Consider the following 14,156-nt stretch of genomic DNA (forward strand, 5'->3'; position numbering starts at 1 on the left):
AAAATGAGTTCTATAAATCTTCAGGAAAGCCAACTCTCTGGCTGCGAAAAATATATAGCAATCGTTGTTGACGAATCTGGTTCGATTAACACCAATGAAGCGCAGCAAATTAGAGACGGGCTGACTTCATTTATCAATTCTCAGGCTCAAAGCAACATCACACTTTCATTAATCGGAATGTCTAACAGCGATACTGCTGTTAGACCCGATAATGTTATCCAGAAAAGAATTGCAGATAACCCACAGGATTTTTTAAACTGGATTAATTTGTTTGGAAACGGAAGAGCCTACATTCAATCTGATTATTGGGCTTCTGGGTTAAATGCTGTTAAAAATCTGGCTGTTACTCCTGATATTGTTTTTGTTGTAACAGATGGTCTTCAGGTAAATAATTCTCAATTCTTAAAAGACCTGTTCACAGAGCTAAATCAAAAATCACAGGTTTTTGTTTATGGTGTTACTAGTGAAACAGGAGACCTAAGCGAATTAACTACGCCTTTAAATACTTTCTTAGGAAGAACACCAAAATTAAAAGACAGCAGAACTTCTGCCTTAGAATCAGATTATCTTAGAGTTTCTGATTTCAGCACTTTAGGAACAGAATTAAATAATCTTATTACTGATTTATCTACGGCTCAAACTGGCTGTATTCCGAATGTAAGTATTATTGAAAATAAAATTTTTTATCCGGTTTTAAAGAAAGGTGTAAAAGTAAAAGAAACTGCCGGAAGTTTAGTTTTCAGAAACAAAAGCCGTGTTCCACTTACTTTAAGTGCCGGAACAAGAATTCATGATAAAAGCAGTCTAAATGGTTTAATTTTTAAACTTCAAAATGCGGTTACAATTCCAGGATCGGCTCAAATTGAAGTTCCAATTCGAATTGAAGGCAAAGCGGGAAGTCTTGGTAGTTTTTCTGCTCCAATTTCTTTAAACAATATTAAAAATCCGTTAGGATTCAGCATTAACTTTAATGTTGGTAAAGAATCAGCTGTAATTGATATTGATTCGTCAAAAACAAATTTACAGTCTACTTATTTGCAAATTGCGGCTGCAGGTTCGAGAGGAGTTGACAGTACAAAAGGAATTCATCTTCGCTGGATGCTTGCTGGCAAATTAGGAGAAAAACATCTTCCAAAAGGAGATTTATATACTGGCGAAATATCTAATTTCAATAAACCTGATGACTTCGTAAAAGTTTACAGAGCTCCTTATGTTAAGAAAACTCATGTTCTGGATTTAAGCCAAAACCCAAATGTTGTTGATAATCAAAAAGGATTATGGATTTATAAAGCTGCAAATTCAACAAGATCAATTTATGTTACTTTTCATGATTTAAAAAAATATAAATCGGTTAAACTTGGTATAGATCCGCTGGTTAATCCTGCAGATTTTATTGAAGCTTACGGAAATAATCTGATCGAAATTGAAAACAAATCTGAATTGTTTTTTGCTGCCGAATTAAACTTTTCATCTGTAAACACTTCGAGCAATGTAAGATTAGAAACTTTATCAGTTGCCGAAAACAGTTTTATTTCTCCAAAAAGAGTTTCTAACCGTAAAACATACTCTTCATCTCAGGCAAACAATATTCGTGTAGTTGCAGAAAACGGAAGAAGTATTCGATTTAAAGCAAGTAACTGTCTTTTAAATTCAATCCATTTTGAGTTTTATTCAGATTTTATCACGCAGGCCAATACAAATGGAGACTGGACTTTTAAAGGTAAGTATGCATTAAGTGACAATGATTCTAAAGTTTTTGAACAATTAGAACCAAAGCTAAATGCAGTTCATGGAAAATGGCTAAAATACAATGACGGCGACTATGTAAATATTGCCAATTATAAAGATAAATGGAACAGACCAACAGTTGGAACAGATAAAAGTGACAAAAACATTAAAGAAATTGTCAGTCAATATCTCGATTTAAGTGCTCAGCCAAATAATCCAACCGCTTCAGAAATAATCAATTTTGGAGATCTTGATGCTGGAAAAACTCCAACAGAAGAGCAATTGGAAGATGAAAGATTTACACAAATATCTTATCTGGACCTTTTAAACATTGCTGCAAATGATTATCATATTGCCCGTATGTTAGGTTTGGGATGCATAGATATGGATGATGAAGTGCTATCCGGAGAATTTGTTTATCTAACAGAATATACAACTTTGGGCGATTTGGATGGTACAGGAGCAACTGAAAGACAGCACCTTTCTATGAGTATTCCAACATCTTTAAATACAGAACGCCAGTCACTTCCTGTACAATTAAATAAAATTGTTCCGGGATTAAATATGGATTCTGATGAAAGTCAGACCTCAACAATTACAAATCCTGAAGGTTACAGTTTTGATGGAAAGAAACGATTTGTAAGTTTATTTATGGATGATGTCATGGATTATGACATTAGTAAAGACTATAAAGATTTCTTTAAATCTACAACAGAATATGACGGAAGTACTTTTACATTTCCACTTTATGTGGGTGTTGATTTTAAACTTTCTGAAGATACAGAATGGAGAAAACCTGAATTATCACATGATTTAGGATACAAGAATGTCAATAAAAATCTTGGAGAAGCAAATTATGAATCAGTTCCAATTATTATTCCTGAATCTGGAAAATCAATTATAAATATCCGTCAGGAAGAAGTAGGTAAAAAAACGTATGTCTATCAGGGATACGGTATTAATATTTTTTCAAGAGCAACAGCAGGAAAACAATTAAGCATTGAATCGGATATTAAACCAGCGAACAATTTAATGCCGCCAAGTAATATTAATTCGCTTCTTATTACAGAAGAAAGTCCGTTGATGTTTACTTCAGCCACTGAACAAACTCTTTTAAATAATATTACAGGAGATGACAAAACATTAGTTAGAATTTTGTTTGATTATTATTCAGCTCAGGAATTAATAAATTATACGGTTCCTGCAGACATGTCTGCTCAAACAGCTGAAGAAGACAAAACCAGCATTTATCCTGATACTGACGAAGTATTTGCAGATCATTTTAAACTGTATTATAAAGATGGACTTCCTGAAGTAGAATATGCCAAAATCCAAAGTATTGAGGATAGCATTGATGATAATTTAACTTCAATTGTAAAAATTATTGGTTATAAAGTTTTAAGCAGCGGACAAGAGATAAAAGTCTCCTTGACAGAAGATAACAAAGATAGATTTGCCGGAGGAATTCTAACTATTGATGACCAAAACTATATTATTCAGGATATTGAGGTTTTCACGAAATTAAAAGAAGATTCTAACGACGAGTATGAATTTGCCTATGCTAATGTAAAAGTTCTTAAGAAAGAAGTCAGCGACAGTGTTCATGCTGATGGAGATGCAACAATAGATTCTGATCAAATTAAAGCTATTGAAATTCCGGAAAACAAATTATGTACTCTGGTGCAGAATATGCAGACAATTTCGAACTGGCATTCGCCTCAAATTAATTTTACAGTAGAATATCCAGCTGCTTTAAATGAGATTCATCGTGAAGTGATCCAGCCGAAAAGCGATAATACAAATAATTTACAACTGGAAAAAACCAGAGGAATCTGGAAACCTGCTGTAATTGAAAGGGTTTTGGAAAATTCTTATGAAATGAATGCTGATGGTTCGTATAAATTAGATGAAAACGAAGATGTTATTCCCTTAGCAGAAGAAGATAAGAAACACTTGGGGTTATACAAAATCACTTTTCCTGGTTTTAATTTGCCTCAACACCATCAATATAATTCTCAGAACCAAAACTCAGTAGAATGGTTTAATGGTATTGTTCGTTTGTTTAGAAAGAGTTCTGTAAAAGCCGGAACTACAGTTCCTGTAGAATCAAGAAAAGAATTTAAAGTTGTTAGAACCGAAAATATTGGTACAACAGGAGACTTAGTTTTATATATTAATGATACTGATTTCAGATTAGGAGACTATATTGAGCAATCTATGCATCCTGATTATAACGAAATCATTATTGGACCCCAAGATGTAAATTATTATCCAAGTTACCGAGTTTATTTGTATGCTGATGATGCTTCGGGAATTACTAAAGAAAACATCCAGCCAAGAGCAGATGAAAATACTCATTACTCTATTTTCGGTATCAGTTCACATGTTGTTAGACCAAATTTAGAATACAGTTCAAAGATTAGTATTCCTAGTCCGATGTATGCAGTTAAGATTGAGAAACCTGTAAAACCGGAAGAAATTAAATGCGACAGCTATTATGCCACAAGACCGGATTTTTACAACCGTTCGACTTTTACTTTTAAAACAAGATACAGTCAGGAGCGAAAACCTTATGGTGCATTGCATTATAAAGCAAATGAAGAAAATTTCTTTAATGTTTTATATGAAAGAGAAACTATAAATACGATTCGTGAGGAACTAAAAAAACTTGGCGGAAACGATGAAGTTAATTTTAAAGAAAGATGGAAAAACTTTTTAAACTTTAGTGAACTTGAAACAGAAGGTCATTATAAAATCTTCCCGGAAAATGATCCTGAAATTGGATTTGGTTTCCCATTACCAGATAATGAAGAATTAATAAAGCTGATTAATGATTTTATCAAATGGCATAATGATTCAATGCCCGGAACAATAAATGATGAAGAAGAAATCATATCGATATCAGCATTAAATCAAGTTATAATCTCTAAAGGAGTTGAAAATCCTGTTTTAGCTGTTCATTTTATCGAACAAGCTATTCAATCAGCTTTTGTTCCTTTGACGGAAGTACCTGTTATTTATGAATATATTAAAGGTTCGGGATATACTCCAACGAATAAAAAACAAACAATTAAAGATAAAAATGGTCATGCCTTAAAACCTACTGATACAGATTTTGATATTGCACCAATGATGAAAATCGTAAGTGAAACTGAAAATACAACGCAGTTTACTGATTTTAATCTTGATGGTAATTCGCAGAGTATTTATTTCTATGCTGTTCGCGAAATGGATATTAAAATGAATTTTAGCGAATTCAGTGATATTTTAGGTCCTGTTAAATTAGTTTCTTCAACTCCGCCTAAAATGCCGGAAATTAAAAGAATTATGCCAATCCTTGAAAATCAGGTTTTAGGAATTAAACCCGCTATTCAATTTGAATTGAATGCTTATCAATCGGAAAAAATCAAGAAAATTAATATTTATCGTGCCGATTCAATACTTAAAGCACAGTCAATCAGAACGATGACTCCGGTTAAAGAAGTTTTAATCAGCGAAGAGATTTTATCTAATGATTTTGATAATGTATGGATCGTATATGATGAATTTGAAGATTTAGAATCTGTTCCTTTCGGAGATGGTCTTTTTTACCGAGTTACGGTTTCGAAAGAAATTGAATATGCAGATCCAAGCTCAACTGAATTAAACCCAATCGTTAATATTGATTATGCGCCTTCACAGCCATCAAAAATTACGGCTACTATAATTGCTGATAATGTTTCGCCAGAATCTCCAGAATTAGAAGCTTCTGGAAATGCAACAGGAACAAATGGAGAACTCTTAAAACCAATAATTTTTAGCTGGGAAAAAACAGTTCACAATGGAAAATATCATTTATACAAAATGAATAATCAAGGCAACTGGGAAAAAATTCATGAAAAAGCATCTAATGATCTTAATGTGAACTTATCTCTACAGGAAACTAAACTGGCAGCAGATGAATTAGTTATTAAAAATGAAGATGGGGAAAGAATCTACCATCACTTCAAAATAATTTCTGAAAACTCGTCTGGCATGTTCAGCAGCGAAGAAAAAATCTTAACTCTTTAAACCAATAATACCAATGATTCAACTCATTGGTATTTAATTCAGGTTTTATCAAACAACATTAAAGCAAGAAATAAAATTAAATAACATGGCAACAAGCAGAATTAACATTGGCAGTAAATTCCAAAATGGGGATATTCCGTCACAAAATGATTTCGTCGAAATTTTTGACAGTTTTGTTCACAGAGACGAAGACAAAGCCGATTTTCAAATGGTCGAAACCGGAACATCTAATGAACATTATATTACTCCGGCGCTTTTAAGATCTGTTTTTCAAAATTCAGGAATTATTTCAGGGAACTGCTATTTTCCTTATAAAGAATATCGGGATGATTTTACTGGCTCATCAATCGAATTAGAAAATTCTCCAGTTGAAAACAGCTTGAAAATATTCAAAAACGGACAGCTTTTAGCTGAAAATGAAGATTATATATTAAACTATAATACTGCCGAAATTAGTTTCCCTGAAGGAATTGATGACAGAAATATTGAAATAGATTATTGGTATCAAAATCTAAACCCAGAACTGGAGAATTCTGATTCTATGTACGGAAAATCATCTATTCCATTTAAAGAAAGTTTTAGCGCCGATGAATTTAGCAGTGATACTATAACACTTCAAAATAAACCTCTAAAGTACAGCTTAAAAATTTACAAAAACGGACAGTTACTTAGAGAAGATAAAGATTATTCAATTGTTGATGGTACTAATGTAATTACGTTTTCTGAAGTAATTAGTAATCGTAATATTGAAGTTGATTATTGGTTTGCAAGCTCAATATCAATAATAGATCAAAAATTAAACTCAAAATATGTTGATCTAACAACCGATCAAACTATTGGTGGAAATAAAAATTTTACTGATTCAGTTGAAAGTCAAAGTTTCATCAAAACTGGAGGAACTTCTAACCAATATCTAATGGCCGATGGTTCTGTTTCTACCTCTACAGCATCTGATTATGATGCCGGACACTCACCGTATGTCAATGCTAGTCCTTTAATCAGCGGTTACCAAAAATTTAGCAATGGTTTAATATTACAATGGGCGTATTTAACTAGTGGCTCAACTAATTATAGTTTCCCTGTCACATGGCCTAACAAAGCATGCAGTGTCGTAGTATCTACCTATAGAAGCGATTCTGGAAATAAGGGTTTTAATCATGTCTTTAATGTTACTAATACATCATACAATGCAATTATTGATGGTAGTAACGGATACATGTTTGCAATTGGTTATTAACAATAAATTTTAAAAGTAAAATTATGTACAAAGGAACATATAACGAAAATGGAGAATATACAGGCTTTTATGTTGAAGGCATTCACGAAAATATTCCGCAGCCAAATATTGAATTAACCGAAGAGGAATGGCAGCAGGCTTTATCGAAAAATTATAAAGTTGTTAGTGGTAAACATACCTATTCTGTTTTTATTGAGAAGCAAGATAATATTCTGGAAAATTTAAGAACCAGCAGAAACACATTATTAACTGAAAGTGACTGGACTCAATTAGATGATTCTCCTCTTGATGAAGAAAAAAAAGCAGAATGGAAAATTTACAGACAGGCGCTGCGAGATCTAACTGATCTCGATGATTTAACATCTATTATTTGGCCTAAACAGCCATTGTAATAATATTAGGTTTTAGAAACAAAAACAACATCATTATTTACTAAAACATAATATATGGAAGAAAATACAACATATAAATCTTTTAATTATTTAGATAATTATACTCCGCCAGAAGGTATACAGGTTTATTATAATACAGAAAAAACGTTAACCGTAAAAAAGAATGATTGTTCTAAAGGAACAGCAGGAAATCTGGTCACTTTAACTGCCGGTGCAAATAAGTTTGTCTCAACAGAAAGCATTGCAGATGCAAATCAACAAGCTGAATCATGGCTTAGTGCAAATGTTCAGGCTTATGCTAATAATACTGGAACTTGCAGTATTAGAGAAACTGGATGGCGTGGTGCAAGTCCTTCATGTGTAATTGAGCCTTCAACTACATTACAGCCTTTTGATTATATGGTAATTAGATACAAATGGGCTTTGGGAGCAGGTCGCGATTTTGACACTTTTACAGGAATTGTCAGTACAGGAACTCCGTGGGATAACAAATATATGGGATATGGTCATGCTCAAGGAACTGAATTGCCAAACAATGGTTCAGCATCAACATCATATATAATGTTTGCCGGAGATAATCAACAAAATAATGGTGTTGAAGCCTGCTTGGTTAATTTTGACAAATTAGCTTCTGACTATACTTCTTTAAAATCGATCCCAATCAGAATGGCCGGAGCATGGTATGGCCAAATTGGAACAGGAAACATTGATATTGAAATAACAACCTTTTCAGGAGGGACTATGGAAAAATCAGGATACGATTTTATTAACGTAGACGGCTCTCAGATTCAACAACTTAATTTTTCTAAAAATATACCTTATCCGCCTAATTGGGTTAATGATGTAGATCAGGTTACGAACATTGGATATATAACTTATAACGTAGACTCTTCAACAGCAAAAGTCGTAATAACTTATTAAAAGCATGGCAAATACAGGATATAAATCTTTTACTTTATTAGAAAGATATTATAAAGATGATGGTACTTCAACAGGAGAAACCAAACCAAATGTGGTAACAGATCCGGATTATATTGCGCCTATTTTAGACACAACAAGCTGTCCTTCTGATGCACGATATTATAATAATCAGCAAACTAAAACGGTACCAAAAAATAATTGCTCTGCAGGAGAAGCCGGTACAGAGGTTACTCTTACTGCTTATACAAACCAGTTTGTATCTGAGATTAGTGTTACTGATGCAAATAATCAAGCTATTGCCTGGCTGGAAGAAAATGCACAAGTCTATGCCAATAATTTAGGCACATGTGTAATTAATATCCCTGCCATTGCAAGCAGTCTTTCAGAAGATGGAATGACTATAAACTTATCATGGTCCGTACCTCATAATAATATCGGAATTACCGGATATCAGCTATATAGAAAAGTTGGTTCTGGAGGTACATGGTCAGCATATAGATCAATAAATTATGGAGATATAACAACAACTTCAGACAATTTATTAACTCCTAACACTACTTATTACTATAAAATTTCGACAAGAAATGCAGCTAATCAGGAATCGGTTCCTAGTAATGAAACGCATCAAACTACTGGAGAAGGTTCGACTGGTGGATCTGGCGGCGGCAACTGTTTAGTAGAAGGTACATTGATTACATTACCAGATGGCTCCAGAAAAGCTATCGAAGAATTACATCTAGAACAGCTGCTTCTTTCTGCTGAAATTGAAACACTTATTGACACCAATAATGCAAATGAATTATATAAATGGTCTTCTGAATCTTTATCTGTAAAAAGAATCACATCACCAATTACAAAATTAACGCAGAAAGATGCTTATAAAACCATGATTATTAATGATGGTTTATTAGAAGCTACACCAACTCATTTACAATTGATTCAGCGTGATGGTTTCTGGAGATTTATTCCTCTTGAAGATATTAAAGTTGGTGATAATTTATATAGCATTGATAACGAAATTATTTCGGTTACTTCTGTTAAAGTCAATTTAGAAAAAAGGAGAATTTTTCCTTTAACATTAAATCCATTTCATACCTATTTCGCAAATGGAATTTTGACTCATAATTATAAGGAAGAGCAAAATCCTAATCCGTAAAATTAGGTTGTAGAAAAAGTAATACTAATTCATTTCTTTCAATCTCAGATTCCAGCTTTAATTGACTACTTCTAAAGCTGGAATTCAAAACACAAAAAATTAACTTGATCAGACAAAAAATGGATACAAACTATAATAGAATAAAAGTCGCTGATTTAGAAAAAAATCAGCCCGACAAAATTTTAACTACAAATTCTGATGGTGAATTAGAGTTTAATGATCTTAATAATATTAAAACTGATAGTTATAAAACGTTAACTAAAGATCGTAAGATAGTTTACTAATTAAGCAACCAGACATTAATATTATTATGGGATCTTTATTACAAAATACAATTTTTGGAAGGAATAAAAACTCTTTCATTTCTACATGGCGAACCTCAAATACTTCTACAGGTTCAAGTACTTCAACTCAAATAAAACTGCCTTTATTAGCTGCTGGAACGTATAATTTTATAGTAGATTGGGGAGACGGAACAAGCAATAATATAACTGTCTGGAACCAAACGCAGACAACTCACAATTATACCGTTGCGGGTGACTATATAATTAAAATAACAGGAATTTGCAAAGGCTGGCAGTTTAATAATACAGGAGACAGATTAAAAATATTATCTGTCTCAAATTGGGGTAAATTTAATCCCGGAGATGTTGTTGCTCATTTTTATGGATGTGCTAATTTAACTTTAGATTCGGTTAAAGATGTTTTAGATTTAACTGGTGTAAAAACATTCGTAAATTCATTTAGAGGCTGCTCGTCTGCATCATCAATTGCCAGAATTAATGAATGGAATACTTCTTCCATAACCACAATGGCAAATTGTTTTAATTCATCAGCATTCAATTCTGAGATTTCGAATTGGGACGTTTCGAAGGTTACAGACTTTAGTGGAATGTTTATGAGTTCAGCTTTTAATCAGCCTCTAAATACATGGAACACCATTTCGGCTACTACATTCGCTAATATGTTTCAAAATCAATTTAACCAAAATATTGGTAATTGGAATGTTTCAAACTGCACCAGTTTTTATCAAATGTTTAATTTTAATAGTGCTTTCAATAATGGAGGAAGTCCTGACATTAATAACTGGACACTTAAAACTACCGGAAGTGTTAACTTAGGCAATATGTTTACTGCTGCGACCTCTTTTAATCAGCCTATAGGTAATTGGAACACTATTGCTGTAACATCAACTTATGGAATGTTTACCTCTGCAGCTTCATACAATAAGCCATTACCATGGAATTTGGAAAATAACACTAGCATGGAAAACATGTTTCAGAACGCTAGTAATTTCAATCAAAATATTGGTACTTGGAATGTTTCAAAGGTGACAAATTTTACAAATGCATTTGCTGGAGCTATTGCCTTTAATAATGGAGGAAGTTCTGATATAAATAATTGGGTATTGAATTCTACGTCTAACATAACTCTCAATTCTATGTTTAACAATGCTAAGAATTTTAATCAGCCTATTGGAAACTGGAATACAGGTATGGTCACAAATATGAGTTCAATGTTTCAATTAGCTACAAATTTTAACCAAAATGTAGGCACATGGAATACTGGAAATGTAACTACATTAAGTAATATGTTCAATTCCAGTTATGCTTTTAATCAAAATATTGGGGTATGGAATGTGAGTAAAGTAACTAATTTTTCATCAATGTTTCAAAATGCTGTTTCATTCAACAATGGAGGGAGTTCAGATATAAATAATTGGGTTCTCAATAATAATAGTACTATAACTCTAAGCAGCATGTTTTTAGGAGCAGTAAATTTTAATCAGCCAATAGGAAATTGGAATACTGGAAATGTGACAAATTTTTCAAGTATGTTTCAAAATGCCAGTTTATTTAATCAAAATATAGGTTCCTGGAATGTCTCAAAAGGCGATGCATTTAACTCAATGTTTAACACTGCTTCAGTATTCAATAATGGAGGAAGCAATACTATTAATAATTGGAGCTTTAAAAATACTGGAACAATAAATATGGCTCAGTTTTTTGGCAATGCCAAATTATTTAATCAGCCTATTGGAAATTGGAATGTAATTAATGTAAACTGGATGAATTCAATGTTTCAAAATGCAACTGTATTCAATCAGGATATCAGTTCATGGAATGTTTCAAACGTAACATTATTTCAAGGAATGTTTTTAAATGCTTCTGCATTTAATCAAAATATAGGTTTCTGGGATGTTTCAAATGCACAAAATATGAGTGATATGTTTTCATATGCAACAACTTTCAATCAAAATATTGGCAGCTGGAATGTTTCCAATGTGACCAATTTTACTGGTTTTATGACAGGAAAAACATCCGCAACTTTTTCATCATCAAATTTAGATGCAATTTACAACGGATGGAGTTCACGACCAGTTAAGCCTTTTCTAACAATCACTTTCGGAACAGCAAAATACACTTCAGCGAGTTCAGCTGGCAAAGCAATTTTAACAACCGGACCAAACAACTGGGTAATTACTGATGGCGGGATTTAAAACATTTTTATAATTCTCCTTAACCTTATTTCAAAAAAAATATCAACTATTAATAAATAAAAAAATGAGCACAAAATACAACAGAATAAAAGTAGCCGATTTAGAAAAAAATGAGCCAAATAAAACTTTAGTAACTAATGGATTTGGCGAATTAGAATTTAGTGATGCAACACTTGTCACGACTAATAATCTTAAAACAATCAACGGAGAATCCCTTGTAGGAAGTGGAAATATCGATTTATCAAACAAGCAAGATATAGCTAATCAACTTGAAGTAGGTACAAATCAAACTATTCCTTCTTCATGGCATGGAAAAACAGTGCTTTTCACTGCAAACTGTACTATTACAGTTCCTGCCTCTTTGCCTGCAAGTTTTATTTTTAACGGTATTACACTGCCAGGAGTAAATATAACCTGGGCAATTACTACTCCTCATACATGGTTATTTGGAACTCCTTCTGTTACAGCCGAAAAACAAATTTTTACTTTGACGAAAAGAGGCAGCACAAATAGTATTTTATTGTTAGGAGTATAATTATGGGAGGCTTATTACAAAATACTGTTTTTGGCAATAGCAATAAGCCAAATACTTTTATTGGAGGGGTATCCGCAACTATAAATACTCCTGTTTTAATAGCAGAAAAGTTAGGAATCTCAAGCAGTAGAATTAAAAACTTTAAAATTAAAGAAGCAGATATTGAATTTACGATTACTGGCGGAACATATGAAATTGTCAAGAACGCTTTTAGCGGTAATAGTTCTATAACTTATTACAATGATTCACTTGGATTGGTTAAAACTCTGAATGTATCATTTCAAAATTGCAATAAATTAACAAATATTAGTTTTCCGGGTTTGACATCTATAAATGGAAATTATGCTTTTAGCGGCTGTAGTTCCGTGACAGCATTTAATTTCCCAAATTTGACATCTATAAATGGAAATTATACTTTTGCAAATAACACTTCTCTGATTGAATTAACTGCTCCTAATTTAGTATTATCAGTTTCTAATAAATTTGTTTTTTTGGGATCAAATAATCTAAATATTTTAAATATTGAAAAACCAACAGGAATAGGAGATTCGTCCTTTTCAAACACAAAAATAACGTCTATTGATTTATCAAACTGTACCATTTTGGAAGGAAATGCATTTAGTCAGTGTGTTTTATTAAAAAACATTACAAACATGAATCTAGTGACAACGATTGGTGTAAACGCTTTTTATAATTGTAGTTCCTTACTAAATTTTTCTGCAAACTCATTATTAACTATTAATCAGCAGTCATTTTTTAATTGCACAAGTTTAACAAATATTAGTTTTCCGGGTTTGACATCTATAAATGGAAATTATGCTTTTAGCGGATGTAGTTCCGTGACAGCATTTAATTTCCCAAATTTGACATCTATAAATGGAAATTATACTTTTGCAAATAACACTTCTCTGGTTGAATTAACTGCTCCTAATTTAGTATTATCAGTTTCTAATAAATTTGTTTTTTTGGGATCAAATAATCTAAATATTTTAAATATTGAAAAACCAACAGGAATAGGAGATTCGTCCTTTTCAAACACAAAAATAACGTCTATTGATTTATCAAACTGTACCATTTTGGAAGGAAATGCATTTAGTCAGTGTGTTTTATTAAAAAACATTACAAACATGAATCTAGTGACAACGATTGGTGTAAACGCTTTTTATAATTGTAGTTCCTTACTAAATTTTTCTGCAAACTCATTATTAACTATTAATCAGCAGTCATTTTTTAATTGCACAAGTTTAACAAATATTAGTTTTCCGGGTTTGACATCTATAAATGGAAATTATGCTTTTAGCGGATGTAGTTCCGTGACAGCATTTAATTTCCCAAATTTGACATCTATAAATGGAAATTATGCTTTTGCAAATAACACTTCTCTGATTGAATTAACTGCTCCTAGTTTACTTAATTTAGGACTCAGTACAAATGAAAATTTTATATTCTATTTGATTAAAACTGGATCGACAATTACAGTTCCTATCGTTCTAAAAACTGCAAACGCAGGTCAGCCTGACGGAGATTTGGTTTATGCTTCTACAGCAAGAGGCGCTAATATTATATATGTAGCTGCATAATTCAATAACAAAAAAACAAAACTTTTACTGAAGAAAATAACATTTTATTAAAAAACT

At 32.2% G+C, this 14,156-nt stretch carries 9 protein-coding genes; all 9 read left to right on the forward strand.

The features are described from left to right. The first annotated feature begins 3 nt into the window (after positions 1-3). The 9 genes from BUC29_RS14840 to BUC29_RS14875 all read left to right on the forward strand — a co-directional run bounded on the left by BUC29_RS14840 (position 4) and on the right by BUC29_RS14875 (position 14,099). On the forward strand, positions 4-5,778 hold the full coding sequence (locus BUC29_RS14840) for a vWA domain-containing protein (RefSeq protein ID WP_073416951.1): 5,775 nt from the start codon (positions 4-6) through the stop codon (positions 5,776-5,778). Between the two features lie 85 nt (positions 5,779-5,863). After that, entirely contained in the window at positions 5,864-7,015 is a 1,152-nt protein-coding gene (locus BUC29_RS14845; RefSeq protein WP_073416952.1) for a gp53-like domain-containing protein, read from the forward strand. A gap of 23 nt (positions 7,016-7,038) precedes the next feature. Further along, the gene (locus BUC29_RS21185) at positions 7,039-7,407 is read left to right on the forward strand and encodes a phage tail assembly chaperone (protein WP_084538658.1); all 369 of its coding nucleotides are present in this window, start codon (positions 7,039-7,041) and stop codon (positions 7,405-7,407) included. A 54-nt stretch (positions 7,408-7,461) separates the two neighbouring features. Next, positions 7,462-8,328 carry a DUF5977 domain-containing protein gene (locus BUC29_RS14855; protein ID WP_073416953.1) on the forward strand — a complete coding sequence of 289 codons (867 nt, stop codon included), beginning with the start codon at positions 7,462-7,464 and terminating at the stop codon, positions 8,326-8,328. 4 nt (positions 8,329-8,332) lie between these two features. Next, positions 8,333-9,484 (forward strand): DUF5977 domain-containing protein, encoded by a 1,152-nt coding sequence (locus tag BUC29_RS14860; protein ID WP_073416954.1) that lies wholly within the window; start codon positions 8,333-8,335, stop codon positions 9,482-9,484. A gap of 119 nt (positions 9,485-9,603) precedes the next feature. Beyond that, positions 9,604-9,768 carry a hypothetical protein gene (locus tag BUC29_RS21565; RefSeq protein WP_167369541.1) on the forward strand — a complete coding sequence of 55 codons (165 nt, stop codon included), beginning with the start codon at positions 9,604-9,606 and terminating at the stop codon, positions 9,766-9,768. 26 nt (positions 9,769-9,794) lie between these two features. Next, positions 9,795-11,984 (forward strand): BspA family leucine-rich repeat surface protein, encoded by a 2,190-nt coding sequence (locus BUC29_RS14865; protein WP_073416955.1) that lies wholly within the window; start codon positions 9,795-9,797, stop codon positions 11,982-11,984. A gap of 64 nt (positions 11,985-12,048) precedes the next feature. Continuing rightward, a complete protein-coding gene (locus BUC29_RS14870) occupies positions 12,049-12,519 on the forward strand; it encodes a hypothetical protein (RefSeq protein ID WP_073416956.1) in 471 nt (156 codons plus the stop codon). Between the two features lie 2 nt (positions 12,520-12,521). Continuing rightward, positions 12,522-14,099, forward strand: a complete 1,578-nt coding sequence (locus tag BUC29_RS14875) for a leucine-rich repeat domain-containing protein (RefSeq protein ID WP_073416957.1) — start codon at positions 12,522-12,524, stop codon at positions 14,097-14,099. Positions 14,100-14,156 lie beyond the last annotated feature (57 nt).

The sequence above is a fragment of the Flavobacterium defluvii genome, assembly GCF_900129555.1.
Classification (GTDB): Bacteria; Bacteroidota; Bacteroidia; order Flavobacteriales; family Flavobacteriaceae; genus Flavobacterium; species Flavobacterium defluvii.